This is a genomic window from Acidovorax sp. GW823-FHT01C06, from assembly GCF_058798375.1.
In genome coordinates, this window is the sequence record NZ_JBXAKN010000001.1 from 934,186 (window position 1) to 959,464 (window position 25,279).

Annotated in this window: 23 protein-coding genes and 1 pseudogene; 3 read left to right on the top strand and 21 right to left on the bottom strand. The window is 67.3% G+C overall.

Annotated elements, in window-relative coordinates; translation table 11 throughout:
- Positions 1-221 precede the first annotated feature (221 nt).
- Entirely contained in the window at positions 222-2,321 is a 2,100-nt protein-coding gene (locus tag AC1RCS_RS04220) for a TonB-dependent siderophore receptor (RefSeq protein WP_492244381.1), read from the top strand.
- A 282-nt stretch (positions 2,322-2,603) separates the two neighbouring features.
- Here the strand turns inward: AC1RCS_RS04220 and groL are convergent, their stop codons facing one another.
- Complete coding sequence (gene groL / locus AC1RCS_RS04225) at positions 2,604-4,256, bottom strand: chaperonin GroEL (RefSeq protein ID WP_010462232.1); 1,653 nt, start codon at positions 4,254-4,256, stop codon at positions 2,604-2,606.
- A 97-nt stretch (positions 4,257-4,353) separates the two neighbouring features.
- Positions 4,354-4,644: a co-chaperone GroES gene (locus AC1RCS_RS04230; RefSeq protein WP_005799501.1), complete on the bottom strand. Its 291-nt coding sequence runs from the start codon at positions 4,642-4,644 to the stop codon at positions 4,354-4,356.
- An 850-nt stretch (positions 4,645-5,494) separates the two neighbouring features.
- Between AC1RCS_RS04230 and AC1RCS_RS04235 the strand changes: the two genes are divergently transcribed.
- Positions 5,495-8,755, top strand: coding sequence for an IPTL-CTERM sorting domain-containing protein (locus AC1RCS_RS04235; RefSeq protein ID WP_492244382.1), 3,261 nt, complete (start codon positions 5,495-5,497; stop codon positions 8,753-8,755).
- Between the two features lie 41 nt (positions 8,756-8,796).
- Here AC1RCS_RS04235 and AC1RCS_RS04240 read toward each other — a convergent pair.
- The 13 genes and pseudogenes from AC1RCS_RS04240 to AC1RCS_RS04300 form a co-directional block, all read right to left on the bottom strand.
- Positions 8,797-8,985, bottom strand: a pseudogene (locus AC1RCS_RS04240) (LysR family transcriptional regulator); the annotation flags it as partial.
- Positions 8,986-9,066: 81 nt separating this feature from the next.
- Positions 9,067-10,413: an FAD-binding oxidoreductase gene (locus tag AC1RCS_RS04245; RefSeq protein ID WP_492244383.1), complete on the bottom strand. Its 1,347-nt coding sequence runs from the start codon at positions 10,411-10,413 to the stop codon at positions 9,067-9,069.
- 103 nt (positions 10,414-10,516) lie between these two features.
- Positions 10,517-11,413: an ABC transporter permease gene (locus tag AC1RCS_RS04250; protein WP_492244384.1), complete on the bottom strand. Its 897-nt coding sequence runs from the start codon at positions 11,411-11,413 to the stop codon at positions 10,517-10,519.
- Positions 11,410-12,246 carry an ABC transporter ATP-binding protein gene (locus tag AC1RCS_RS04255; protein WP_492244385.1) on the bottom strand — a complete coding sequence of 279 codons (837 nt, stop codon included), beginning with the start codon at positions 12,244-12,246 and terminating at the stop codon, positions 11,410-11,412. The genes AC1RCS_RS04250 and AC1RCS_RS04255 overlap by 4 nt, the downstream gene beginning before the upstream one ends.
- Before the next feature lie 77 nt (positions 12,247-12,323).
- Positions 12,324-13,322, bottom strand: a complete 999-nt coding sequence (locus tag AC1RCS_RS04260; RefSeq protein WP_492244507.1) for an ABC transporter substrate-binding protein — start codon at positions 13,320-13,322, stop codon at positions 12,324-12,326.
- A gap of 76 nt (positions 13,323-13,398) precedes the next feature.
- Entirely contained in the window at positions 13,399-14,262 is an 864-nt protein-coding gene (locus tag AC1RCS_RS04265; protein WP_492244386.1) for a creatininase family protein, read from the bottom strand.
- A gap of 38 nt (positions 14,263-14,300) precedes the next feature.
- Entirely contained in the window at positions 14,301-14,765 is a 465-nt protein-coding gene (locus AC1RCS_RS04270) for a RidA family protein (protein WP_218340398.1), read from the bottom strand.
- Positions 14,762-16,093, bottom strand: coding sequence for an amidohydrolase family protein (locus AC1RCS_RS04275; protein ID WP_492244387.1), 1,332 nt, complete (start codon positions 16,091-16,093; stop codon positions 14,762-14,764). Before AC1RCS_RS04275 ends, AC1RCS_RS04270 begins: the two co-directional genes overlap by 4 nt.
- 13 nt (positions 16,094-16,106) lie before the next feature.
- A complete protein-coding gene (locus AC1RCS_RS04280; protein WP_492244388.1) occupies positions 16,107-16,694 on the bottom strand; it encodes an NAD(P)H-dependent oxidoreductase in 588 nt (195 codons plus the stop codon).
- A gap of 16 nt (positions 16,695-16,710) precedes the next feature.
- Entirely contained in the window at positions 16,711-17,013 is a 303-nt protein-coding gene (locus AC1RCS_RS04285) for a 2Fe-2S iron-sulfur cluster-binding protein (RefSeq protein WP_492244389.1), read from the bottom strand.
- A gap of 139 nt (positions 17,014-17,152) precedes the next feature.
- On the bottom strand, positions 17,153-17,830 hold the full coding sequence (locus AC1RCS_RS04290) for a TetR family transcriptional regulator C-terminal domain-containing protein (protein ID WP_057229621.1): 678 nt from the start codon (positions 17,828-17,830) through the stop codon (positions 17,153-17,155).
- A 44-nt stretch (positions 17,831-17,874) separates the two neighbouring features.
- The gene (locus AC1RCS_RS04295; RefSeq protein WP_492244390.1) at positions 17,875-18,399 is read right to left on the bottom strand and encodes a nucleoside deaminase; all 525 of its coding nucleotides are present in this window, start codon (positions 18,397-18,399) and stop codon (positions 17,875-17,877) included.
- Positions 18,396-19,427, bottom strand: coding sequence for an ABC transporter substrate-binding protein (locus AC1RCS_RS04300; RefSeq protein ID WP_492244508.1), 1,032 nt, complete (start codon positions 19,425-19,427; stop codon positions 18,396-18,398). The genes AC1RCS_RS04295 and AC1RCS_RS04300 overlap by 4 nt, the downstream gene beginning before the upstream one ends.
- A 747-nt stretch (positions 19,428-20,174) precedes the next feature.
- Between AC1RCS_RS04300 and AC1RCS_RS04305 the strand changes: the two genes are divergently transcribed.
- Positions 20,175-21,119, top strand: a complete 945-nt coding sequence (locus AC1RCS_RS04305; protein WP_492244509.1) for an isopenicillin N synthase family dioxygenase — start codon at positions 20,175-20,177, stop codon at positions 21,117-21,119.
- Positions 21,120-21,232: 113 nt separating this feature from the next.
- Here the strand turns inward: AC1RCS_RS04305 and AC1RCS_RS04310 are convergent, their stop codons facing one another.
- The 6 genes from AC1RCS_RS04310 to AC1RCS_RS04335 form a co-directional block, all read right to left on the bottom strand.
- A complete protein-coding gene (locus AC1RCS_RS04310) occupies positions 21,233-21,532 on the bottom strand; it encodes a putative quinol monooxygenase (RefSeq protein WP_218340392.1) in 300 nt (99 codons plus the stop codon).
- A 43-nt stretch (positions 21,533-21,575) separates the two neighbouring features.
- On the bottom strand, positions 21,576-22,385 hold the full coding sequence (locus tag AC1RCS_RS04315) for an SDR family NAD(P)-dependent oxidoreductase (protein WP_492255453.1): 810 nt from the start codon (positions 22,383-22,385) through the stop codon (positions 21,576-21,578).
- Positions 22,385-22,888: a nuclear transport factor 2 family protein gene (locus AC1RCS_RS04320; protein WP_369641589.1), complete on the bottom strand. Its 504-nt coding sequence runs from the start codon at positions 22,886-22,888 to the stop codon at positions 22,385-22,387. The genes AC1RCS_RS04315 and AC1RCS_RS04320 overlap by 1 nt, the downstream gene beginning before the upstream one ends.
- Positions 22,889-23,021: 133 nt before the next feature.
- On the bottom strand, positions 23,022-23,384 hold the full coding sequence (locus AC1RCS_RS04325) for an SDR family NAD(P)-dependent oxidoreductase (RefSeq protein WP_492244392.1): 363 nt from the start codon (positions 23,382-23,384) through the stop codon (positions 23,022-23,024).
- Entirely contained in the window at positions 23,384-24,352 is a 969-nt protein-coding gene (locus AC1RCS_RS04330) for a Bug family tripartite tricarboxylate transporter substrate binding protein (protein WP_492244393.1), read from the bottom strand. Before AC1RCS_RS04330 ends, AC1RCS_RS04325 begins: the two co-directional genes overlap by 1 nt.
- A gap of 69 nt (positions 24,353-24,421) precedes the next feature.
- Entirely contained in the window at positions 24,422-25,237 is an 816-nt protein-coding gene (locus tag AC1RCS_RS04335) for an SDR family NAD(P)-dependent oxidoreductase (RefSeq protein ID WP_218293362.1), read from the bottom strand.
- Between the last annotated feature and the right edge of the window lie 42 nt (positions 25,238-25,279).

Genomic DNA, 25,279 nt, shown 5'->3' on the forward strand with positions numbered 1-25,279 from the left:
ATCGCCCTGGTTTTTCTGGAGGGAGTCCGCCGCCCGGATCGTGAATAAAAGTGGCCTTTGCGCTTGATATACAAGCGCGAGCTGCTATTAAATTTGATGAATTCAGGAAAAAATCGGGGACCAGGGATGTTGTCGTTGTACGACATCCCGCGCCGGATCCGTCCAGGAGGCTGCTTTGATTTTTAAAATAGTAATCATTCTTACTTCCATTCTGAAAAATCATGGCAATCCAACATGGGCAGACGGCGGTCTGCATGGGCATCGCGCTGGCCTTCGGTTTGGCCCCCACCTGGGCGGCGGCACAGGGCGCGGCGGCCACGCTGTCCGAGGTGCGCGTCGACGCCAGCGCGGAGAAGGAGACGGCCACCGGCCCGGTGGTGGGCTACCGCGCGCGCAATGCAGCCACCGCCACCAAGACCGACACGCCGCTGTCGGAAACCCCGCAGTCCGTCACCGTGGTCACCCGCGACCAGCTGGTGGACCAGGGGGCCACCACCTTCCAGGAGGCGCTGCTGTACGCGGCGGGCGTGCGCAGCGACGCCTACGGCCTTGACAGCCGTTCCGACAGCGTGCGCGTGCGCGGCAGCTCGCCAGACACCTACCTCGACGGACTGCGCCAGAACTACAACTGGTACACCAGCAGCACCCCCGCCGAGCCCTACACGCTGGAGCGCCTCGAGGTGCTGCGCGGCCCTTCGGGCATGCTGTTCGGCGCAGGCACGGTGGCCGGCGTGGTCAACATGGTGAGCAAGCGCCCCCTGCAGGAGGCGCAGCGCGAGGTGGGCGTGCAGATCGGCAGCTGGAACCGCAAGCAGCTGCAGGCCGACCTGACCGGCCCGCTCACCCAGGACGGCGAATGGTCGTACCGCCTGGTGGCCGTGGCGCGCGATGCGGACACGCAGACCGATTACGTGCAGAACGACCGGCGCCTGATCGCGCCCTCGCTCGCCTGGCGGCCCAATGCCGCCACGTCGCTCACCCTGCAGGCCCATTGGCAGCAGGACCGCACGGGCAGCACGGCGCAGTTCCTGCCCTGGTCGGGCACGCTGCTGCCCAACCCCAATGGCATGCTGCCCATCAACCGCTTCATCGGCGAGCCCGGCGACTACTACGACAGCGACCGCGAATCCATCGGCTACCTGTTCGAGCACCGTTTCAACGATGCCTGGACGGTGCGCCAGAACCTGCGCCTGGCGCGCAACGAGAACCGCGGCGGCTACCACTACGCCGATTTCTTCACGGTCCCCGGCGGGTTCGGCTGGGACCCCGTGAACCAGCGCCTGACGGGCCGCATCTACGGCAAGAACATCACGCGCACGCGCATGGCCGCGGTCGACACCCACCTGCAGGGCAACCTCACCACCGGCGCGCTGAGCCACCAGCTGCTGCTGGGCGTGGACTGGAACCGGCAGACCGAGAACAAGAACGAGGCGGACGATGCCTACAACACGCCCATCGACGCCTATGCGCCGGTGTACGGCCACCGCCTGAACCCCACGCTCATCGCCAGGCCCGAGAACGTGCAGCGCCAAAGCGGCCTGTATGTGCAGGACCAGATGAAGTGGGGCCCGTGGATCTTCATCGCCGGCCTGCGCCACGACCGCGCCGTGAACGGCCTGGCGGGCCAGACGGATGACCGCACGAGCGACACCACCAAGCGCCTGGGCGTGATGTACCAGCTGGCCGGGGGCTGGACGCCCTACATCAGCTACGCAGAGTCCTTCAGCCCCGTGAGCGGCACCAACGCCTATGGCCAGCGCTTCAAGCCGCTGCAGGGCGAGCAGATCGAGGTGGGGGTGAAGTACGCGCCCGCGGGCAGCTCCACGCAATTCACGGCGGCGGTGTACGACCTCAAGGAAAAGAACCAGAAGGTGGCCGACCCGACCAACCCCGACAACTCGCTGCAGGTGGGCCAGACCCGCAACAAGGGCCTGGAGCTGGAGTACAAGGCCCGCGTGGCCACGGCCTTCGACCTGACGGCCCATTACAACTACACGGACGTCGATCCCCTGCTGGAAGGGCTTCCCCGCCACCAGGCCGCCGTGTGGGGCGTGTACCGCTTCTCCATCGGCGGTGTGCGCGGCTTCTCGGCGGGCGCGGGCTACCGCTGGCTGTCGTCGTTCCGCGACGGCACCGGCCCCGAGGTTCCGTCCGCCGGGGTGGTCGATGCGCTGCTGGCCTACGACACCCAGGACTGGCGCTATGCCCTCAACATCAGCAACCTCGCCGACAAGAAGTACATGAGCACCTGCCTGTCGCGCGGCGACTGCTGGTGGGCCACGCGCCGCAACGTGGTGCTGAGCGCGACGTATAGGTTTTAACCCCCCTGAGCCGCTTCGCGTCTTCCCCGAGGGGGACGCCGCCCATGCAGCGGGGCGGCCCTTGCACGGCGGCACTGGCACGGGACAGTGCCCATGCGAAGGCCGGGCCCCTTGCTCTGGGTTGGCGCGGTGCAGTGAATCGCGGTACAAATGTCGAAAGAGCGGCCCGTGCCACGACGTGCTTCGCGTGTTCCAAGTAAAAAACCCCGCAGGTCTTGCGACCTGCGGGGTTTTTTGTGGGCTACCGGGCAGAACCTGGGTTCCACCCGGAGCGGCCGGCCATTACATGCCCATGCCGCCCATGCCACCCATGCCGCCCATGTCGGGCATGCCGCCGCCGGCACCGGCCTCGTCCTTGGGTGCTTCTGCAACCATGGCTTCGGTCGTCAGCAGCAGCGACGCCACGGAGGCAGCGTTCTGCAGGGCCGTGCGGGTGACCTTCGTGGGGTCCAGGATGCCCAGCTCGAGCATGTCGCCGTACGTGTCGTTCGAAGCGTTGAAGCCGTAGTTGCCCTTGCCGGCCAACACTGCGTTCACCACCACCGAGGCTTCGCCGCCGGCGTTGTTCACGATTTCGCGCAGGGGCGCTTCGATGGCCTTGAGCACCAGCTTGATACCGGCTTCCTGGTCGGCGTTGTCACCCTTGATCGAGTCACCCACGGCTTGCTTGGCACGCAGCAGGGCCACGCCACCACCGGCCACAACGCCTTCTTCCACAGCTGCGCGCGTTGCGTGCAGCGCGTCTTCCACGCGGGCCTTCTTTTCCTTCATTTCGACTTCGGTGGCAGCGCCGACCTTGATCACGGCCACGCCGCCAGCCAGCTTGGCCACGCGTTCTTGCAGCTTTTCGCGGTCGTAGTCGCTGGTGGCTTCCTCGATCTGCACGCGCACTTGCTTGACGCGGGCTTCGATGTCACCCGCAGCGCCGGCGCCGTCGATGATGATGGTGTTTTCCTTGCCCACTTCGATGCGCTTGGCCTGGCCCAGATCGGCCAGGGTCACCTTCTCGAGGGTCAGGCCCACTTCTTCAGCGATGACCTTGCCGCCCGTCAGGATGGCGATGTCTTCCAGCATGGCCTTGCGGCGGTCGCCGAAGCCAGGTGCCTTCACAGCCACGACCTTCAGGATGCCGCGGATGGTGTTCACGACCAAGGTAGCCAGGGCTTCGCCTTCGACTTCTTCGGCAATGATCAGCAGCGGACGGCCGGCCTTGGCCACTTGCTCCAGCGTGGGCAGCAGGTCGCGGATGTTGCTGATCTTCTTGTCGAACAGCAGCACAAAGGGGTTGTCCAGAATCGCGGATTGCTTTTCTGGGTTGTTGATGAAGTAGGGCGACAGGTAGCCGCGGTCGAATTGCATGCCTTCCACGACGTCCAGTTCGGAGTCGAGGGACTTGCCGTCTTCCACGGTGATCACGCCTTCCTTGCCGACCTTGTCCATGGCGTCAGCGATCAGCTTGCCGATGGTTTCGTCGGAGTTGGCGGAGATCGAGCCCACCTGGGCGATTTCCTTGGAGGTGGTCGTGGGCTTGGAAGCCTTCTTCAGCTCGGCGACCAGGGCCGTCACGGCCTTGTCGATACCGCGCTTGAGGTCCATCGGGTTGATGCCGGCGGCCACGTACTTGAAGCCTTCGCGCACGATGGCCTGGGCCAGCACGGTGGCGGTGGTGGTGCCGTCACCAGCGTTGTCGCTGGTCTTGGAGGCCACTTCCTTCACGAGCTGGGCGCCCATGTTCTGCAGCTTGTCCTTGAGTTCGATTTCCTTGGCCACGGACACACCGTCCTTGGTCACGGTAGGGGCGCCGAACGAGCGCTCCAGCACCACATTGCGGCCCTTGGGGCCCAGGGTCACCTTGACCGCATTGGCCAGGATGTTCACGCCTTCAACCATGCGTGCGCGGGCTTCGCCGCCGAAAACTACGTCTTTTGCTGCCATGTTTGGCTCCTACAAGATTTGAATCAAAAATGCTTCTAGCGCTTATTGGTAAAGCGCTAGCAGCTATGAAAAAGTGAGTAAACCGAAGGAGAAAGGATTACTTCTCGACGACTGCGAACAGGTCGTCTTCCTTCATGACCAGCAGTTCGTCGCCCTTGACCTTGACGGTCTGGCCCGAGTACTTGCCGAACAGAACGCGGTCGCCGACCTTCACGTTCAGGGCGATCAGTTCGCCCTTGTCGTTCTTCTTGCCGGGGCCAACGGCCAGCACTTCACCTTGATCGGGCTTTTCAGCGGCATTGTCAGGGATCACGATGCCGGAGGCGGTCGTGGTTTCGCTTTCGATACGCTTGACGATCACGCGATCGTGCAGAGGGCGAAGGTTCATTGCATTGCTCCTGTTTTCAGTGAAAAAAAGCTGACTTACCAGCACCCGGGGGACCAGGCGCTGCGAAATTTCCGGCAGGCGGTGCGGTGTTAGCACTCGTCTGTGGTGAGTGCTAATGATACGGGCATTTGTGGCGGTTTCAAGACGCCGCGCACATTTCGGCTGTCTGTTACTGCGGATGTTGCGGAACGCCACTCTACTTTCGTTGTTCCGCCATTCAACTTTAGATTTTGACAACCCGCGACCGAGAACCCGAGGAGCACCTCGCATGAACGCCATTTAGCTGAGCACCAGCCACAGAGGTTTGAACTGGAAGTGAGCAATAACGCACTTTGCCATTGACCACTGCGGTCGTACTTCAAGGTCAGCTACAGGCTGTACCAAGTCATTCGCGTCGACAACCTGAGCGACGGCTTCGTATTGAGCGGTCAATCGACGGGCAGCCGCACCGACGGCCACTGCTCCGCCGAGACCGAGCGTTCGATCGTTGCCGACGGGGATACCGGTGCGAGTGACCGGTTTGGTGTGTGACCGGCGCGTGTCGACCCAGAGGAACCATGCGCCGTCGTGAACCGAAGGTTGTCCTCTGTCTTTTCCTTGGTTGCCTTCCCGTGGCTTGCACCTCGTTGACTGCCCCCCTCGGGTTCGTGACGACTGCGATCGTGCACATGACGGGGCGCCGCGCCCATATTATGGTGAGCTGTGTGATGTCATCAGTTCTGAGGACAGACAACGGCCCGGCGCGATGGCAGCATCGCGCGCACCACTCGCCTGTGCGCAGGCGCATGGCTGAAGAACTATCAAAACAATAGCTGCTTGCGCTGAATGGATAAGCGCTGGAGGTCAAAACATGCCAAGAAACCTGCTGTCCGCGCGCCACCGTGCCGCCTTGTGTCTGGCCTGGCTGCTGGGGGGCTGGCTGCTGCTCCAGGCGGGCGCTGCGCAGGCGCAGGCTGTGGGCTGGGCCAGCGGTGCCAGCCTGGCTGCCGCGCGCAGCGACCACAGCACCACCGTACTGCCCAATGGCAAGGTGCTGGTGGCCGGTGGGCAAGTGGCAGGCAACGCGCGCACCGCCAGCGCCGAACTGTACGACCCTGCCACCGGCGCCTGGGCGGCCACGGGCGCCATGGCTGCGGCGCGCCAAGGCCACACCGCCACGTTGCTGCCCAGCGGCAAGGTGCTGGTGGCGGGGGGCATGGATGGCGCTGTCCTGGCCAGTGCCGAGCTGTATGACCCCGCCACTGGCACCTGGGCCGCCGCTGGCGCCCTGGGCCATGCCCGCCGCGAAGCCACCGCCACGCTGTTGGCCAATGGCAAGGTACTCGTGGCGGGGGGATGGCCCCCCGGCCCAGCCACCAGCCCGGCGGAGCTCTTCGACCCCGCCGCGAACGGCGGCTTGGGCGCCTGGTCCGACACCGGCGCCCTGGCCCAGCCGCGTTTTGAACATACAGCCACCTTGCTGCCCGATGGCAAGGTGCTCGTCGCAGGGGGCACGGCCAATGGCAGCGCCGCTTTGAATAGCGCCGAACTCTACGACCCCGCCCTGGGCACCTGGACCACCGTCGGCAATACGCTGGCCACCGCGCGCTATGACCACACAGCCACCTTGCTGCCCAGCGGCCAGGTCCTTGTGGTGGGCGGAGCCGACAGCCTGGCCCTGGCCCTGGCCCAGGCCGAGCTGTACGACCCCGGTGCCGGCACCTGGACCGCCGTAAGCCCGCTGACCACGGGGCGCTTCAGCCACACGGCCAGCCTACTGCCCGACGGCACGGTGCTGGTCGCGGCAGGCTCCAACTTGATCCATGGGCTGCTCGGCAGCGCCGAGTTGTTCAACCCCGGCACCAACAGCTGGACTGCGGCCCCCGCGCTGGCCAGCCCGCGCCTCTACCACACGGCCACGGTGCTGCCCGATGGCACGGTGCTCGCCGTGGCTGGCGCCGGCGCCGGCCCGCTTCTGGCCAGCACGGAGGTCTACACCCCCGCCAGCGGCGCGTGGAGCGCGGCGGGCAGCATGGGCATGGGGGGCAGCGTCACGCGGGCCTCGCTGCTGCCGTCAGGCAAGGTGTTGGCGATTACCAGTTTGTCGACCTCCGCACGGCTGTATGACCCCGTGGGCAACAGCTGGAGCCCTGCCGCCAACCACCTCACCAGCCGCGAAATGCCCACCCTGACCTTGCTGGCGTCCGGCCAGTTGCTGGTGGCCAGCGGGACAGGTGCCAGCGCCGAGCGCTACGACGAGAACACCAACACCTGGACGGCCACCGGCCCCATGAACGCCGCACACAGAGGCGGGGGCGCCGCGCTGCTGGCGTCGGGCAAGGTACTGGTGGTCGGCGGGGCCAACGGGACAGGCCCATCCAGCAACACCGTGGAGCTCTACGACCCTGCGACCGACACCTGGGCATTGCGCGCGCCGATGCTCTCGGTCCGGCACTACTTTGGCAGCAGCGTGATGCTGCCCGATGGGCGCGTGCTGGTGGCGGGCGGGTTCACCAACGGTGGCCGCACCGCCCTCGCGGAGATCTACGACCCCCAATCAGACACCTGGACCGCCACGGGCGCGCTGGCCATCCCGCGCAGCGACCACACCGCGACCCTGCTGCCCTCGGGCAAGGTGCTGGTGGCGGGCGGCGCCACCGGCCCCTTCAACAGCCCCACCGCCGAGCTGACCGCCGAGCTGTATGACCCGGCGACCGGCACCTGGTCGCCCGCGGGCACGCTGGCCGCAGGTACCGGCGGCAGCGATCCAACGGCCATGCTGCTGCCCGGCGGCCAGGTGCTGTTGGTTGGGGGCTACCTCAGCGGGGCACGGAGCGGCAGCCAGCTGTACGACCCCGCTGCCAACACCTGGGCCAGCACGCCACCGCTGATCACGGGCCGTGCGCAGCACGCCAGCGTGCTGCTGCCTTCGGGCCACGTGCTGGCCGCGGGCGGCATTGGTTCCGGTGGCAATTTGGCCAGTGCCGAACGCTATGACCCCGCTGGAGGCACCGTGCCAGCGGCCCGCGTGCCCCAGCTTGCCAGCGGCCCGGCCCGCCTGGTGGACGGTACCGCCTTCACCCTGGGCGGCTTGCGCCTGCACGGCGACAGCGAGGCCAGCGGCGGTGGCACGGGCGCATCGCCCACGCCGCTGCCGCTGGTGCAGCTGCGGCGGCTGGACAACGGCGCCACGCGCTGGCTCACGCCCACGGCATCGTCGGCCACCACGGTGGACGTGGCCGCGCCGGGCGTGTTGCCGCGTGGCCGCTACGCGCTGCGCGTGTTCGTCAACGGCATGGTGTCCGACGCGTTGCCGACAAGCACCCATGCCACGCCCGCGCTGGCCCTGGCCGCCAGCGCCAACCCCAGCCCCGGAGGCGCCAGCGTCACCTTTACCGCCACGCTGTCCGGGGCGGACAGCCCCACGGGCACGGTGGCGTTCAGCGCAGGCGGCGTGCCGCTGTGCGCGGCCGCGCCCCTCGTCGGCGGCGCTGCCGTCTGCGCCGTGAACACCCTGCCCATGGGCACGCAGGCCATCACCGCCAGCTACGGCGGCGACGCCAACAACACGGGCGCCCTGGCGGGCATCACGCACACCGTGAGCCCGGTCAGCCTGCCGCTGCCCGGCGGCGGCATGGGGCAGCAGGTGGTGGTGGGCATCAGCGGCGGCCCGGCGGGCTGCGTGGTGGGCAGCCTCACGTTGAGCGCTGCCACCGCAGGCGACAACCTGCCCGCCAACGCCACGGCCCCGCTGGGCGTGCTGCGCTTTGCCGCCACGGGCTGCGCGGGCGCCACGCTGGCGGTGCAGATGGACTACCCCGCAGGCAGCCTGGCGGGCCTGCAGCCCCACAAGTTCGGCCCCGCCAGCGTGGGCGCCCCGGCGTCCACGTGGTTCCCTCACGGTAGCGTGGCGGGTAACCGGCTGACCTTCACCGTGACGGACAACGGCGTGGGCGACGGCGACACCACCACGCCGGGCGCGATCACCGACCCGCACGCGATGCTGCTGTTTGCCGCGCCACCCGTAGTGGGTGCGCAGGCCATCCCCACGCTGTCGGAGTGGGGCGTGCTGCTGCTGTCGGCGCTGCTGGGCGCCCTGGGCTGGCGTGGGCGGCGGCGCCTGGGGGTTTGAATGAAACTGGCCTCCAGCGCTTTTCCAATAAGCGCAAACAGCTATTGATTCAATAGCATTCCGCTTTTTTCGGCCTCCAGCAGGCGCGTGAGCAGCGGGTGCATCACCTTGCGCGCGCCGTAGATCAGGTGGAACTGCTCCTGTGCGTCGGGGCTGGTGCCCACCTGCACCAGTCCATGGGTCTTTTGCAGGTGCGCGCCCACCGACACGGGGGCCGGCATCACGCCCATGCGCCGGTTCCTACGTTTGCTTCGCCCTGGCCATCGGAAGGTGCCACCAGATGGATTGGCGATGGCAGAAAACCCCCGTCACTACAGGGAGGTCCAACTGCGCAGCTTGCCGGGGTTGAGCAAGCCCTGCGGATCGAAGCGGCGCTTCGTGCCCACCACGGCAGGATCCAGGTTGTTCTGCTTGCCGTCCTCCACGATGTACACATGCGGGTTGTTGATCTGCACGCCGTGGTCGCGGTAGATCTGCATGATCTGGTTCAGGCGCTCTTCGGTGCTGTAGCGGATGAGCTGCAGCCCGCTGCAGTTGAACGCGCCTTCCTTGGTGCGCAGGAACTCCAGGTGCATCATCACCTCGCCGCCGAGGGCCTTTTCCAGCGCCTTCACCTGCTCCAGCCGGGTGGCGGGGTTGAAGCCGCTCTGGATGTAGGTGAGCGTCTTGTCCACCTTCAGCGCGTGCAGGGTGGTGTGGTTCCAGGTGTACTCGAGCAGGGTCTTGTGGCTCTTTTCCACCTCGTCGGCGGTCTTGCGGTAGCTGACGGTGCCGCCGGACCGGGTGGCCATGTCGCGCATGCCGTCTTCGGAGTGCGGGGCCACCAGCAGCATCACCGCATGGCAACCCGCGGGCAGGTGCTCGGCCAGGCTGGTGAAGTAGGCCGGGATGGGCGCGGCCAGAAAGCACACCTCCTTTTTCTCCAGCCCCGGCGCGGCGCCAAAGCGGTCGGCGAATTCCAGCGCGGCGTCGAAGTCAGTGAAGGTGACGATGCACTCCGTCCACGCCACGGCGGGGGTCAGCGCCACCTCCAGCTCCAGCACGATGCCGTTGGTGCCGTAGGTGTGGTGCAGCAGCATGGCCTCGGGGCCGCGCAGCTCGATGACCTGGGGCTCGGGCTCCACCGTCATGGCGCGCACCGCCAGCACGTTGCCCGGCGCGGCCAGCGGCCCGTGGTTGATCGACCCGGCCCCGCCAAAGCCGCCGCCGAACAGCCCGCCCAGCGTGGCGCTGCGGTAGGTGGAGGGCAGCCAGCGCAGCTCCTGCCCCAGGGGCTTGGCCTGCGCGTCGAAGTCCGACAGGCGGATGCCCGCCTGCGCCCGGCCCACGGCGCCGCGCACCCAGCCAAAGCCGTTGTAGCCCGACAGGTCCAGGATCACCCCGCCATGCAGCGGCGTGCTCTGCCCGTAGTTGCCGGTGCCGCTGCCGCGCACGGTCAGGGGGATCTGCGCGCGCGCACAGGCCGCCACCACCTGGCGGATCTCATCCTCGGTGCGCGGGCGCACGGCCACGTCGCCGCGCTTGCCGGCCAGATCGCGCTTGAGCACGGGGCTGAACCAGGCGAAGTCCTGCGACAGGCGGCCCACGCGCAGCGGGTCAGCAATCCAGTCCAGGCCGGGCAGTTGTTCGGGCAGTTGGGGGGCGGTTACGGTGGTCATATGTGTCTCTCCTGTCTGTGCGGCGGGTGGTGGCGGGCAATGCGCGGCCCCACCACGCGTGCGCGGTGTCAAAAAATGAAGGCGGTTCGGTCGGGGGGTAGGGTCAGTCGTGCGAGTTTTCGCTGGCGTGCCAGCTGCCCAGGGCCAAGCGGGTGCCCCAGGCCATCAGCGCGAACAGCGCCACGCCGGTCAGCGATATCAGCAGCAGCGCGGCGAACATGCGCGGGATGTTGAGCTGAAATCCCGCCTGCAAAATCTGGTACGCTAGGCCCGCGCCCTGGCCGCCCGTGCCGGCCACGAACTCGGCCACCACGGCGCCGATCAGCGCCAGCCCGCTGGAGATGCGCAGCCCGCCGAAGAAGTAGGGCAGCGCGCTCGGTATGCGCAGGCGCAGCAGGGTCTGCATGCGCGTGGCACGGTTGAGCTGGAAGTAGCTTTGCAGGTCCGGCTCCACGCTGCGCAGGCCCAGCGTGGTGTTGCTGATGATGGGGAACAGCGCCACCAGCGCGGCGCAGATCACCATCGACGCGGTCGGGTCCTTCACCCAGATGATGATCAGCGGCGCCACCGCCACGATGGGCGTGACCTGCAGCAGCACGGCGTACGGGAACAGCGCCGTCTCGATGCGCTTGCTCTGCACGAACAAGAACGAGATCAGCACCCCGGCCACCGTGGCCACGGCAAAGGCCAGCACGGTGATCTTGACGGTGACCCAGAGCGATCCGCCCAGGGCCGCCCAGTCGGTGAACAGCGTCTTGAGCATGAGCAGGGGCGAGGGCACCAGGTAGGGCGGCAGCTCCATGGCCGTGACCAGGCCCTGCCATAGCGCAATGAGCACCAGGCCCACCAGCACGGGGTAGACCACGCGCTGCACGCGGGGCTGGGCCATCAGCGGCACGCGCGGTGCTCGCGGCTTGGGGGCTGAGGCAGCGCGCACGGGTGTGCTGCGTTCAGCCGCTGAGGGCGCGGCGATGGGCGCTGCAGGGTAGGGGGTGCTCATGCTGCGGTCTCCTCGGTGTCGGCGCTGGCGCGCAGCAGGCTGTCCTGCAACTGCTTGGCATAGCGGCTGAATTCGGGCGAGACCATGAAGTCCGCCGTGCGCGGGTAGGGCGCGGCTATGCGGAACTCCTCCACCACGCGGCCGGGGCGCGCGGCCATCATCACCACGCGGCTCGACAGGAACACCGCCTCGTGGATCGAGTGGGTCACGAAGATCACCGTGAGCTTCTTCTTGCGCCACAGGTCCAGCAGGTCGGCGTCGAGCTTGTGGCGCGTGATCTCGTCCAGCGCGCCAAAGGGCTCGTCCATCAGCAGCAGGTCGGGCTGGGTCACCAGGCCGCGCGCGATGGACACGCGCATCTGCATGCCGCCCGAAAGCGCCCGCGGCAGTGCGTTGGCAAACTTCGACAGGCCCACCAGGGCCAGCGCCTCGGCCACGCGGGCATCGGCCTCGGGGCGCGGCACGCCCGCCAGGTCCAGCGGCAGGCGCACGTTGGTCTGCACGCTGGCCCAGGGCATGAGTGTGGGCGACTGGAAGACGAAGGCCATCTTCTTGCCGCTTTCGTCCAGTTGCGCCACGGGCTTGTGCCACAGCTGCAGCCGGCCATCGGTGGGCTCCAGCAGGCCGGCCACCATCTTCAGCAAGGTGCTCTTGCCGCAGCCCGAGGGGCCGAGCAGGGTGACGAACTCGCCCTCTTCGATGGTCAGGTCCACCGGCAGCAGGGCCTGCGTGCCGTTGGGGTAGGTCTTCTCGGCCGACAGCACCTGCACGGCAGGGGTGCTGCGCGGCGCGGGCGCCAGGGTGGGGGAATCAGCGGGGGCGGTGGGGGTCATGGTGCGCGCCTTTCGATGGATGCGCCCCGCCGTAAGCAGCGGGGCGCTGTTTCAGGGCAGTAATGGCGATCCGAGGGTCAGGGCATGACCTTCAGGTCTTTGGTGAAGGAGGTCGTGTAGGTATCGGCCAGCTTCACCTTGGCCGGATCGATCAGCTTGGCCTCCACCAGGAAGTCGTAGCTCGCCTTGGCGCGCGCATCGGTCATCACGCCGATGCCCATGGTGGCTGCGTCGCCGCCCGTCACCATGCCCATCTCCTTGAGCTTGGCCACGCTGTAGGCCAGCTGCTCATCGGTCATGTTCGGGTTGTCCTTCTTGATCAGGGCATTGGCCGGGGCCGGGTCGGCCAGGTAGCTCTTCCAGCCTTCCATGGTGGCCTTCACGAAGGAGGCGACGGCGGTGCCGCGCTCCTTCACGGTCTTGTCCATGCAGCTCACCGTGGTGGCATAGGCGGGGTAGCCCTGGTCGCTGAACATCAGGGTGTTGGCCTTCACACCGGCCTTGGCGATCGCGAAGGGCTCGGACGTCAGGTAGCCCTGCTGGGCGGTGTTCTTGTCGGCCACGAAGGGCTGGATGTTGAAGGTGTAGGGCCGCGTCTGTGCATCGTTGAAGCCGTACTTGGCCTTCAGCCACGGCCAGTAGCCGCGCTGGGCCGACGAGGCGATGAGGATGGTCTTGCCCTTGAGGTCCTCGAACTTCTTCACGTCCTCATGCGCGATCAGCACCTGCGGGTCTTTCTGGAACACGGCCGCCACCGTGGTCACGGGCACGCCGCCTTCGCGCATCTGGATCATCTGCAGGTCGCTCGATCCCATCACGCACTCGGCCTGGCCGGCCGCCATCATCTGCACGATGTTGACCTGCGGGCCCCCCATCTTGATGGTCACGTCCAGCCCGTACTTCTTGTACAGGCCCGTGGCCACCGCCTGGTAGAAGCCGCCGTGCTCGGCCTGCGCATACCAGTTGGTCATGTAGGTGAACTTTTCCTGCGCGTGGGCCTGCATGGTGCCGGCGGCACCCACAGCGAGCAGCGCGGCTGCACCAAGTTTGGAAAGGCGGGAGGCGGTCTTCTTCATCATGGCAGTGCTCCGGTAGGTGGTGGAGGGGAACAGGGACGAAAACGGGGGATGGATGCGGCTGCGTTCGCAGGTTTCAAGCCAGGGCGGTGGAGTGCTCCACATGGCCGGTGTGATTGGCGCGGCCCCAGGTGGCTTCGGGGCGGGCGGCCCAGCGCAGTTGGTGCAGCTCGGTGATGGCGGCGGCCCAGCTCACGGCCAGCGAGTCGAGGATGGCGTGACCCTGCTCGGCCGTGGCGGGCAGCGGGTCGCCGATGATGCCGCTGGGCCCGAAGTCGCGCGCGCTCCAGGCGCAGGCGGGTCGGCCGTCGGGCGACAGAAGGGGCGAGTCGAACACGGGCGGGTAGTTCACCACCGCGCGCTCCATGTGCACGGTGTCGGGCGCCAGGGCCAGCATCAGCGCCGTCTCGGCATGGCCGGCGTGCATGGCCAGCTTCTTCTCCTGCTCCGACAGGTACTTGCCCGCCACGTGCGGCACGCGCCAGGTGAAGCTGGGCACCACGATGAAGTCGCCATGGCGCAGGCGCAGCTCGCGCGCGCACATCTCCATCACCTGCGGCTGGCCGCCGTGGCCGTTGACGAACAGCAGCTTGCGAAAGCCCGCGCGGTAGACCGACTCGCCCACCTCGTTCATGGTCGCCAGCAGGGTCTCGCCGCTCAGGGTGACGGTGCCCGGAAAGTGAAGGTGCTCCTCCGACTTGCCGTAGGTGATGGGTGCCATGGCGAAGGCCGGCACCTCGGCCGGCAGGCGCGCCAGGGCATGGCCCACCACGCCCGCGCTGATCACCGTGTCCACCGCGCAGGGCAGGTGCGGGCCGTGCTGCTCGGTGGCGCCCGTGGGCAGCACGATCACGGTGTTCTCCTTGTCCGGCAGGTCGGCGATCTCGGTCCAGCTCAGGTAGGGCAGGTAGCGGTGGGGCGGGGTGTAGCCGTGCAGCATGGGGCGGGTCTTTCGTGGATGGAGGGATGTGCGGGAGGTCAGCGCAGCGGCAGGTAGGCAGTCGCTTCGACCTCGATCAGGATGTCGGCCGTGGGCAGCATGCCGGTGACCTCCACCACGGTGGAGGCCGGCGGCTCGCCGGGGAAGAACAGCTTGCGCACGCGGCTGTACTGGGGGAAGTGGTCCAGGTGCTTGAAGTACTGCACCAGCTTGAACACGTCGGACATCTGGCCACCCGCGGCCTCGATGGTCTGGCGGATGCGGTCGAGCACATACCAGCTCTGCGCCAGGATGGGCCCTTCCTTGATGTCGCTGCTGAACTCGCCCGTGCGGCCGATCAGCGTGGCCGCCTCGTCGGGGATGTCGGCGTAGCCGCGCACGATGCGGCTGGCCGCAGGGTCCACGGCAATGATCCCGGACAGGAACACCAGGTCGCCCGCGCGCCGCCACGCGGCGTAGCGGGCCAGGGGCTGGGCGATGCCCGGGGTGGCGGGTGCGGTCATGCAAGGCTCCGTACAGGGATGGGGGAAGGAGAAGGCGTGGCGCCCGCCACATGCCAGGCAGCGCTGGCGTGCCCGCCGGCCACGCGGCCATTGCGCAGCACCACGCGCTGCTGCGTGCGCGACGGAAAGCCCCAGCCATCGGCCTGCTGGAAGACGATCAGGTCGGCCGGCATGCCGGGCTGCAAGGGCAGGGCATCGGGCCCGCGGCGCAGCCAGTCGCTGCGGCACAGCGCCTCGGACCAGCGGTCGAACGGCGCGTCAAGCTGCGCGGCCAGCACGCCGGTGGCCAGTGCCTCCAGCGGGTCCAGGCTGCCCACGGGGCAGAACGGGTCCTGGATGTTGTCGCTGGCCACCAGCACCGGGATGCCGCGCGCATGCGCCTCCTTGATGAGGGTGATACCGCGCCGGCGCGGCGTGCGGCCGGTCACAGCGTCCTGCAGCAGCAGGTTGGTGATGGGCAGCGTGACCAGGGTGATGGGGCATTGCGCCACGGCATCCAGCGTGGCGAGGGCGGTGGCCTCGTCCTGAGCGGCCAGCGCGCAGGTGTGGCCGCAGACCACATGGCCGTCGAAGCGCAGCTCCTTGAGCAGTGCTGCCGTGGTGGCCAGGCCCTGGGCGCCGGGGTGCAGTTCCTCGTCCACATGCAGGTCCACGTTCAGGCCATGGTGCTGCGCGGCCTCGAACAGGTGGCGCAGGGCCTGTCGGTCCCAGTTGGTGGAATGCACGAAGCCCCCCAGCAGCGCGCCCGGGCCGCTGTCGGCCACGGTGGCGGCCAGCCGCATGGCGGTGGTGCGTTCGGTGTACAGGTGCAGGGGGATCAGGGCCACGCGCTCCAGCAGCAGGCGGCCCGCCCATTCGTGCGCAAGGCTGCGCAGCACGTTCCAGGCGAGCGGTTGTGCATCGGGCTCCCACCAATCGCAGTGGGTGCGCAGGTGCACGGTGCCGGCCTCGTACGCCCATTGCAGGGCGCGGCTGGCACGGGCGCGGATGTCGGCCTCGGTCCAGCCCTGGCGGTCCACCATCATGGCCTCGATGGCGCCCAGCAGGCCGGGCTTCACCGTGCCCATGCGTGGCAGGGTAAAGGCCTTGTCCAGGTGGGTGTGCGCATCCACCAGGCCGGGCAGCACCAGGGCGCCGGCCAGGTCCCAGGTGGCGCCTGCGGGGGCAGCTTGCGCGGGGCGGTGCGGCTCGATGGACTCGACGCGGCCCTGCACCAGGTGCACATCGGCCAGCGCGGGCTGGCTGCCCTGGGCGGGCCACTGGCGCGGCAGCAGCCAGCGCGGCAGCCGCGCGCGCAGCAGGTGGTCGGGGGCGTTGGATGCGTGCATGGACAAGATCCCCTCAGGCAAAGCGCGCCATGGCCTGGCCCACGCGCGCCTTGAAGGCGGCCAGCCGCGGCGGCGTAGCCACGTTCATGTGGTAGTAGGCGTGGTAGTCCACGCGCGCCTTGCCGCCGGTCAGCAGGCGCATGTAGCGCGTGACGGACTTGCGTGGCGGATCGCCCATGAGCAGCGCCGTCCAGCGCGGGCGGCCATAGGTCACCACGGCCGAGATGCGCTGGATGTGCGTGAGCGAAGGCTTGACGTTGTGCGGGTCGCTGATGTCGAAGGCCACGCCGGGCATCAGCACCCGGTCGAAAAAGCCCTTGAGCATGGCCGGCATGCCGAAGCACCAGGTGGGAAAACAGAACACCACCGCCTCGGCCCACAGCAGCCGGTCCACATAGCCCTGCACGGGCAGGCGGTTGCTGGGCACCTCGTGGTAGCCCAGGCGCTCCTCGCGGCTGAGCACGGGGTTGAAGTCCTCGGCATACAGGTCGCAGTCGTCCACCGCGTGGCCGGCGCCGCGCAGCTGCTGCACCACCTCGGCATGCAGGGCCGCGTTGTAGCTGGTCTCCACCGGGTGGCAATAGATCACGAGGATGCGCATGGCGGGGGCTCCTTCTTCAAAGGTCGAGCGTGAGCGTGGGCCCGTGGCTGCGCGCGCAGCACACGGCCACATGGGTGGCCTGTTCTTCAGGGCTCAGGCAGCTGTCGCGGTGGTCGGGTGCGCCGACCAGCCAGCGCGTGGCGCAGGTGCCGCACACGCCCTGCTCGCACAGCGTGTCGATGGCGATGCCGGCAAGCTGCAGCACATCGGCCATGCTTTCGCCGGGCTCCACGGGCAGCCGCATCTGGCTGCGCGCAAGCACCAGTTCAAAAGTCTGTTCCGTGGCGGGCAGCGGCGCTGCCGTGGCTGGGGTTTGCATGTTTGACCACTTGATTTGATCGATTGGTCAAACTATTGCAAATGCTGTGCCAGCAGGGCTTTCGGGCCGTTGCCTGGCTTGCCCTGGGTCAAAGCGCTGTATTGGCGCTGCTGCTACGCCCGCAAGCGTGCAGGCCTGTTCACTCTGGTGCGAAATCGGGTGCCAGGCCGCAGCCCAGCAGCACGAAATTGGTGAGTTCGCGCACGATGGGTTCGCGGTCGATGGTCTCTTCGGGCGCCAGGCCCAGCATGATGTGCACCTGCACGCCGTAGTCGGCGTAGTGCTGCGTCATGCCCCAGATCTGCATCAGCAGCAGGCGCGCGTCCAGCGGGCGCATGCGGCCCTCGGCGATCCAGCGGTCGATCAGGTCCACCTTCTGCTGGGTGGACTTCACGGCCACGGGCCAGTACCGGCCCAGGTTGCGCCCGCCGCCCAGCACCTCGGTGGTGAAGATGCGTGACAGGCCCGGGTTGTCGAGCGCGTAGTCGAGCTTCTTGCGCACATAGGTGCTCAGCACCTTCTTCGGGTCGTCGCTCTGGCTGTCGAACTGGAAGGCACCCGACCAGCCGTTGAGCACCGAGTACAGCAACTCCTCGTACAGCTCTTCCTTGCTGGCGATGTAGTAGTGCAGCTGCGGCTTGGTCAGGCCCGCGCGCTCGGCGATGGCCTTGGTGGATGCGCCCTTGAAGCCGTGGCGGCTGAACTCGGCAATCGCCGCCTCGCGGATCGCGCCCAGGATGCGCTCGCGCCCCTGCTTGGAGCGGCTGAGCAGAGCGCCAGAGACATTGCTGCTGCCATCGGCTTCGGGTTCGGTCATGGACGGGGCTTTGGGCGGCATGGTGGGCGATTGTCGCTGGTTGCTCAGAGCTTCCAGAAGCCCACGTGCGAGGCACTCGCTTCCGCGATGAGGGCCGGGCCTATGCATTCGATGGCGTGCGGCGATGCGGCGAACACGTCGCGGCACGAGAGTTCGGCATCGCGCTGCTCGGCGCGTTCCCCACGGAACCCGCGCAACCGCACCGCGTCGATGCCGAACACCACGCGGCCGATGCCCGACCAGAAGATGGCGCCCGCGCACATCACGCAGGGCTCGGCCGATGAGTACAGCGTGGCCTGGGCCAGCGCATCGCGCCCCACGCGCGGGCTGAGCTGGCGCACGGCATTGGTCTCGGCATGGCCGGTGCAGTCGCCGGTTTCAGTGGTATTGCAGTAGGCCTCGGCCAGCAGCCTGCCATCGGCGCCGATCGCCACCGCGCCAAAGGGCCGGTTGCCGCGTGCACGGGCCTTGTCGGCCAGGACGATGGCCTGGCGCAGGTACTTGCCGTCGCGCTCGTCGATGGTGGCCTCCTGCGGCAGCAGTGCGGCGGGTGCTGCGCTGCCGTTCATGCCACCACCTTGCGGTCGGCCAGGGCCGGCAAAAAGGCCGGGTTGAACACGCGCTCGGGCGCGGGCTTGCGCGCCAGGTTGAACACGGCCGCCACCTCCTCGATCTGGTGCGCCAGCACGGCGCCCTGCACGCCACCCAGGCCCACGGCCTGCGATTCGGCCGTCTGCAGGTACTGGCGCGTGATGGCCCAGCGCTCGCGCTCCACGTCCATGTTCAGAATGGCCTCGCGCGCCTTGATGGCGGCAAACGCGGCCTCGGGGTTGGCCAGTGTCTCGCGCAGGGCGCGGTTGCTCGCGCGCAGGAATGCCCTGGCCACCTCGGGCTTCTCCTGCAGCAGCTTGCCGGCCAGCACGGCGTTGCCATACAGGTTCAGGCCCGCCTTGTTGTATTCGAGCACCGACAGTTCCTTGGCCGGCACGCGCGCGAACAGCGACACGGCCGAGTCGTGGAAATAGGTGGCCGCATCCACATCGCCGCGCACCACCACGTTGTCGCGCGCGCTGAAGTCGGTGGTCACCCAGTCGAACAGCGCGGGCCCGGTTTTGAGCGCGCGGGCCACCATGGGCCAGCTGCGGCGCGTGGCTTCCACGGCGGCCGCCGCCACCTTCTTGCCCTTGAGCGACTGGAAATCGGTGGTGATGCCGCGGTCCTTGCGGCCGATGATGACGAAGGGCGCGCGGTTGTAGTACTGGTAGATGGCCTGCACCGGCGTGTCGGCGTTCTGCGCGTGGAACTCGGCCAGCGAACTGATGTCGCCCAGGCCGATGTCGTAGGCACCGCTGGCCACGCGTGTGATCGATGCCACGGAGCCTGCGCCCACGTCGATGGTCACGTCCAGGCCCTCGTCCTTGAAGTAGCCCTTGGCCTGCGCCAGGAAGAAGGGCGAGGTCTGGCTCGTCACCCGAAAGTCCAGCGTGAACTTGAGCGGGGTGAGTGATGCGCCCTGCGCATGCACCACGGCAGGGGCACCCAGCGTGGCGGCGATGGAAGGGGCGAGGGTGGTCAAGAGAAAGCGGCGGCGTTGCATCAACATGGTGGTGGCCCAGGTTCGGTGGAATGCCCTGTACCCACAGGCGTGTGCCGCCGCGGGACCGGGTCGAACTGAGCAATTTCCGGGCGCTACCACCCGCAAGGGATGGCAGCGCTGAACGCTTCTACTCGGCAGGAGCTGATGCAGAAAGCGTGCCCGGTGTCGCGAAAGCGCTGCGCCGTGCTGAGCGCCAGGCACGTTTTGCCCAGATCTTGCCTTGGCGCAAGCCGCTGCGGGGCCCCCTGTGCGATGGACCTGGCAAGCGCTGGGCACGCATTTGCGGTGCGCAGGCTTGGTGCGCCGCTGCCCGGGTTTGGTGAATGCCCGGGCCTTGGGCCGCATGGCGCGGTGCGGCTTTCCTATGGAGTGCGCGACGGCATTGCTGGCCTGCTGTTTGCTAGCATCCGGGGTAAGAGTAGAAGCGTTCAGTCCAGACCATCCGCATTGCGTGGACCGGCCGGCGGGTCATTGCTCTTGAAGCCGGTGGCGGCTTGCGTGCGGTGCGTGGTGCCTGTTGAAGGCCCGCGCAGCCTGCGGGCCGTTGCCATTGTCCCCTTCAAGAGCCACATGGCGCCGTGCCGCAACTTCACTCCTTGCTGCGGCCTGCCGTGTGCCTTGTTGCCATTGACGACTCAACGAGGAAATCACGCCATGCACAGCACTGCCGCAAACCCCACTACATCCCCCGTCTACGAACCGACCGTCGCCCCGGACGTGCTGGGCGAGCTCGAAAAAGAATCGCGCATGGGCGGCGCGATGGACGGCGAGACCTCCACGCGCGAAGTGCGCTGCATCGACATCTCCGACTTCGACAACCGCAAAGAGGAAATCGCCGAGCAGCTGTGGAGCGCGTCGGTCGACATCGGCTTCTTCCAGGTAACGAACCACGGCATCCCCGTCGAGGACATCCGCGCCGCCTTCGCGCGTGCCGAAGCCTTCTTCGACCAGCCCCAGGCCACCAAGGCCCAGTGGCCCCTGTCGCGCAACTCCGGCTGGGAGCACAAGGCGCAGATCCGCCCCTCCACGCGTACGCCGGACCAGAAGGAGTCCTACCAGGTCACGCGCCCACGCATGGCGGGCCTCTGGCCCACCGAGGCCGAGCTGCCCGGCTTCCAGGCCGCCACGCTGGCATTCGAGCGCCAGTGCTGGGAAGTGGGCATGCGCCTGCTCTCGTGCTTTGCCTACAAGCTGGGCTTTGATGCGGACTTCTTCACCCGCGCCCACGACCCCGACCTGCCCACCTACCAGAGCACGCTGCGCATGCTGCACTACTTTGCGGTGGATCCGGCGCTCAAGGACGAGCTGGGCCTGTGGCGCGCCGGCGCCCACACCGATTTTGACTGCCTCACCCTGCTGTTCCAGCGCCCCGGCCAGGGCGGCCTGCAGGTGCTGCCCGGCAAGGAGGCCGAGGGCCGCCAGTGGACCAGCGTGGAGCCAGCCGAGGGCGTGATCACCTGCAATATCGGCGACATGCTCACGCGCTGGAGCGACGACCAACTGCCCAGCAACTTCCACCGGGTGCGCAACCCTCTGCCGCACGAGTACCAGGGCGCGCGCTACAGCCTGGCTTTCTTCTGCCAAGCCAATGAGGACGCACTCATTGAAGGCCCGGCGAAGAAGTACCCGCCCATCACGGGCGCGGAGTACCTGCGCCAGCGCATCAGCGCGAACTTCTCGAATAGGTACTGACCACAACGCCGTGGGCTGTGTTGAATCGTCGCGGGGCCTCAAACGCGTCTCGGAAAATTTGATCCAAATACCTTGCTCCGCTTGCTGGATTGCCTGGTCTTGGACCAACGCCGTCAGCGTATGGAAATCACTTCCGCTTCGTATACATCAATCTGCGGAGCCTCCTCACACAAGCTTGCCATCGAGTGTGCGAAATCGCGCGAGGCTTCTACTCGGAAATGGGCCTGCAACGCGGCCAGGTCGCTCCAGCGCTCAATGAACACAAAGCGCAGCGGCTGCTGCACGTCGCGGCTCACCTCGTGGGACACGCATCCCGCCTCCATCCGGGAGCGCAGGACATGCTCCAGGGCCAGCCGCTCAACGGTGTCCTCCGTGTCCTTGCGTGCGATCACATGGCCGGTAACGATGATCATGGTGTGCCTTCCTGTCGTCGGTGGTTGAAATGATGATGCCGCGCTAGCGCGCGCTGGCGCCGCCGTCGATAGGGATGATGGCACCGGTCATGTAGCTCGAGGCGGGTGACGCCAGCAGCAACGCAAGCCCCTGGATCTCGTGCGGCTGGGCGATACGGCCAAGCGGGATGTAGGTGCGCATGCGTTCGGCGCTTTCCAGCAGGCGCAGGCGTCCTCCGTTGATGCCGGTGGCAAATGGGCCGGGGGCGATGGCGTTCACCAGGATGTTGAAGGGCGCCAGCTCGATGGCCGCCTGGCGCACGACGTTGTTCACCGCAGCCTTGGAGGCCACGTAGGCATATCCGGAGTGCGCCTCCGCCCGCAGCCCCGCGATGGACGAGGTCACGATGATTCGCCCCTGGCCCCGGGGCTTCATGTGGTGGGTGGCCGCGCGCAACGTGGCCAGCACGCCGCTCAGGTTCACCTGGAGCACCCGCTCCCAAGAAGCCGGGTCCACGTTCTCCAGGCGCCCAGGCTTCACCAGGAATCCGCGCCCGGCGCTCATGCCCGCGTTGGCGAACACGCAATCGATGGGCCCCTCTGCCGCCATCGCGTCGATGTTGCGGTCCACATCGGCGCCATCGCTCACGTCGATCACCCGCTGCTGCACCTTCGCGTGCGTCTTGCGCAGGCGGTGCACCTCGGCGTCCAATGCCTGGGCGTCGCTGTCGGACAGCACGACTTCCGCGCCCGCGTCCAGCAGGGCTTCTGCGATGGCCAGCCCGAGGCCACTGGCGGCACCGGTCACGAGCGCACGTTGGCCGGTCAGATCGAACAAGGAAGGCAACAAGGCCATGGCGGCTCTGCTGTGCATCAACGCTCCACCTGCAGGGGAATGAGGTGGTCCCAGCGCTCGGCAGCCTCGATCATGTAGTGCACGCTCAAGGTGACGCGTTGAAAGAACCACTGCCCATCCAGATGGATGTACTCGTCGTCAAAGCGGCCCACCACGTAGTAGCTCTTGCCGTCCCGCACGGGCCGACCGTCCAGGTAGCTGGACCCCGTGCCCCGGTCGCCCTGCACCTGCACGACATGGCTATGGATGAACTGCCGGGCCGATTGGACCGGAAACGCAGCGAAGAACGCACGGATGTTGTCCCGGCCCCGCACCTCAGGACGCCCGCCGTAGGCGACGTAGGCATCGGGGGCAAACAATTCGTAGAGGCGGTTCCCCGCATCCTCATTCACCATTTCGTGGTATCGGGCGCGCAGCGCGCGGATGGCTTCAATGCTCTCCATGCGTTCAACGCGTTCCGTGAGCGCTCGGACAAGGTCCTGCGAGGCTGAAAGGTCGGCTGGTGGGTGGACTGCGGTCACTGAAGACTCTCCTGGTGAATGTGGTGGAAATCGCCCATGATCTTTTGGCTGCGGTCCCTCACGGACGCACCCGTGTGGGCATGGGGAATGACGTAGAAGCGGCGCGCATGAATCGCCTCGACCGCGGCGCGCGCTACATCCTCGGCACTGATGGCAGAAGCGGCCATGCCAGCACGCACCGCCAGTCGTCGTCCGTGGCATTCCAGGCTGTCCCGAGCACCGCCACGCCGGCGTTGTTGAATAGCCAGTCCACACCGCCCCACCGGTTCCAGCTGGCCTCGGCCAGCCGCTCCACGTCCGTGGCGTCGGACACGTCGCAACACTGTGCCAGGCAGGCGGCGCCTGCCGTCTCCACCAGCACCTGCGTGTGCGCCAGGATCTCTGCCTCGATGTCGGCCGCCACCACCGCCATGCCTTCGCGGGCACAGGCCAGCGCGAGCGCGCGTTCGATACCGCTGCCCGCGCCGGTGACAACGGCTACCTGGGGCGTCGGCATCAGAGACTCGCTCCGGACTTGCGGATCACCTCGCCCCACTTGGCGGCCTCGGCGGCCACGAAGGGGGCAAACTGCTCGTGCGGCATGCCCATCTTGACGCTCGAAACCGCGTCCAGCGACGCCGTGACCTCGGGCGAGTTCAGTGCCTGGCCCACCGCATCGGACAAGCGCTTGACGATGGGCGCAGGCGTGTTGGCTGGTGCAAAGACACCGCCCCAGTTCATGGCCACCACGCTGGGGATTCCGGCCTCGGCCATGGTGGGCACATTGGCGAGCACGGTCAGGCGGCTGGTGCTGGTGACGACCAGCGCGGCAATTTTCCCGTCCCGGATCTGCGCCCGGGAGGTCTGCACGTAGTCGAACATCACATCGAGGTTGCCGGCGATCAGATCGACCATGGCCGCCGTGCTCGACTTGTAGGGGATATGGTTGAAGCGCGCGCCGGTCTGGGTTTGCAATAGTTCCAGGCAAAGGTGCGCTGACGTACCGTTGCCACCAGACCCAAAGTTGAGTTTTCCTGGTTTCTGCTTGCCGAACGCGATCACATCGGCCATGGTGCTGAACTTCAGGCCTGGATGGGATACCAGAACGTTGGCGTTCCCCGTCAGACCGTGGATGGCCACGAAGTCCTTGACCGGGTCGTAGCGGATGTTCTTGAAGAGGGCGGTGTTGGTGCCCTGCGTGCCCTGCGTTCCGATCAGGAGGGTGTACCCGTTGGGCGCCGCACGGGCCACGAATTCGGCGCCGAGGGACCCGCTCACACCGACCCGGTTGTCGATGACCATGGGCTGGCCCAGGTTGTCGCTCAGCGCCCGTGCGATCAAACGGGCCTGGACATCGACCACGCTTCCCGCGGAGAAGGGCACGACCAGTGTGATGGGGCGCTGCGGGTAAGCGTTCTGTGCAAATGCCGAGGGCGAGAGTGCCAAAGCACCCATGGATGCCGAGAAGTGGCGGCGGTTCATCATGGTCTTGTCTCCTTGTTGTGTGTTCGGCAGTGCCGCGTGTGAATGCAGCACCTCTCGTTTCGCCCTGCTTCAAACCATCGCGAACCCGCCGGATGCACCGATGGTCTGCCCCGTGATGAACAGCGCGCGGTCTGACGCCAGGAACGCGACGATGCCGGACACATCCGTTGGGCGGGAGAGGCGCCCCACGCCCTTGGAGATGGGGTATGCATTGAGCATCTTGCCCAGCAGCTCGTTGTTTTCCACCGTGGCGTGGATGTTCAGCGGGCCGTCCTTGATCCCCTCGTGGGACACGGCGCCAAGGGCCACCGAGTTGACCGTGACGGCGTGGCGGCCGTGCTCCCTCGCGAGGGCCTTGGCGAACCCGGCAATCGCCGCCTTGGCGCCCGAGTAAACGGCCATGTTGGCCTCGCCGATGCGGCCTGCTTCCGAGATGATGTTGATGATGCGGCCCGTCTTGCGCCCGACCATGCCGGGCAGCACGGCGCGGCAGCAGTGCATGGTGCCGTAGACGTTGAGGTTCACGATCTTGGCCCAGTCCACCACGGGTGTATCCACGAAGGCGGGTGTGCGGCCACCTTTCTCGCGGCGCTCGGGAATGATCCCCGCGTTGTTCACCAGCACGGTGATGGGCGCGCCGAAGTGCTGGGCAGCACCTGCCACCATGGCATCGACCTCCTCCAGTTGGGTGATGTCCGCAGGCGCTGCATAGGCCTTTCCGCCAGCGGCGTTGATTTCATCAACCACCGCTTGGGCACGCTCGGCAAAAAGGTCGTTCACCACCACGCGCGCCCCTTCGGCTGCGAGTTCGATGCAAATTTGCCTGCCCACGCCTTGTCCGCCGCCAGTGACGAGAGCGACCTGTCCGTTCAATCCGAGTTCCATGGGATTCCTTTCGTGCGTGTTGTCTGAATGAAGTCACCAGTG

Coding starts and splice junctions, on each gene's coding strand:
- AC1RCS_RS04315 (WP_492255453.1), bottom strand. CDS start 22,385: ATGCACAGCAGAGCCGCCATGGCCTTGTTGCCTTCCTTGTTCGATCTG.
- AC1RCS_RS04330 (WP_492244393.1), bottom strand. CDS start 24,352: ATGATGAACCGCCGCCACTTCTCGGCATCCATGGGTGCTTTGGCACTC.
- AC1RCS_RS04285 (WP_492244389.1), bottom strand. CDS start 17,013: ATGCAAACCCCAGCCACGGCAGCGCCGCTGCCCGCCACGGAACAGACT.
- AC1RCS_RS04295 (WP_492244390.1), bottom strand. CDS start 18,399: ATGAACGGCAGCGCAGCACCCGCCGCACTGCTGCCGCAGGAGGCCACC.
- AC1RCS_RS04280 (WP_492244388.1), bottom strand. CDS start 16,694: ATGCGCATCCTCGTGATCTATTGCCACCCGGTGGAGACCAGCTACAAC.
- AC1RCS_RS04335 (WP_218293362.1), bottom strand. CDS start 25,237: ATGGAACTCGGATTGAACGGACAGGTCGCTCTCGTCACTGGCGGCGGA.
- groL (WP_010462232.1), bottom strand. CDS start 4,256: ATGGCAGCAAAAGACGTAGTTTTCGGCGGCGAAGCCCGCGCACGCATG.
- AC1RCS_RS04305 (WP_492244509.1), top strand. CDS start 20,175: ATGGGCGGCGCGATGGACGGCGAGACCTCCACGCGCGAAGTGCGCTGC.
- AC1RCS_RS04260 (WP_492244507.1), bottom strand. CDS start 13,322: ATGAAGAAGACCGCCTCCCGCCTTTCCAAACTTGGTGCAGCCGCGCTG.
- AC1RCS_RS04230 (WP_005799501.1), bottom strand. CDS start 4,644: ATGAACCTTCGCCCTCTGCACGATCGCGTGATCGTCAAGCGTATCGAA.
- AC1RCS_RS04310 (WP_218340392.1), bottom strand. CDS start 21,532: ATGATCATCGTTACCGGCCATGTGATCGCACGCAAGGACACGGAGGAC.
- AC1RCS_RS04290 (WP_057229621.1), bottom strand. CDS start 17,830: ATGACCGAACCCGAAGCCGATGGCAGCAGCAATGTCTCTGGCGCTCTG.
- AC1RCS_RS04270 (WP_218340398.1), bottom strand. CDS start 14,765: ATGACCGCACCCGCCACCCCGGGCATCGCCCAGCCCCTGGCCCGCTAC.
- AC1RCS_RS04265 (WP_492244386.1), bottom strand. CDS start 14,262: ATGCTGCACGGCTACACCCCGCCCCACCGCTACCTGCCCTACCTGAGC.
- AC1RCS_RS04250 (WP_492244384.1), bottom strand. CDS start 11,413: ATGAGCACCCCCTACCCTGCAGCGCCCATCGCCGCGCCCTCAGCGGCT.
- AC1RCS_RS04300 (WP_492244508.1), bottom strand. CDS start 19,427: ATGCAACGCCGCCGCTTTCTCTTGACCACCCTCGCCCCTTCCATCGCC.
- AC1RCS_RS04275 (WP_492244387.1), bottom strand. CDS start 16,093: ATGCACGCATCCAACGCCCCCGACCACCTGCTGCGCGCGCGGCTGCCG.
- AC1RCS_RS04235 (WP_492244382.1), top strand. CDS start 5,495: ATGCCAAGAAACCTGCTGTCCGCGCGCCACCGTGCCGCCTTGTGTCTG.
- AC1RCS_RS04255 (WP_492244385.1), bottom strand. CDS start 12,246: ATGACCCCCACCGCCCCCGCTGATTCCCCCACCCTGGCGCCCGCGCCG.
- AC1RCS_RS04220 (WP_492244381.1), top strand. CDS start 222: ATGGCAATCCAACATGGGCAGACGGCGGTCTGCATGGGCATCGCGCTG.
- AC1RCS_RS04245 (WP_492244383.1), bottom strand. CDS start 10,413: ATGACCACCGTAACCGCCCCCCAACTGCCCGAACAACTGCCCGGCCTG.
- AC1RCS_RS04325 (WP_492244392.1), bottom strand. CDS start 23,384: ATGCCGACGCCCCAGGTAGCCGTTGTCACCGGCGCGGGCAGCGGTATC.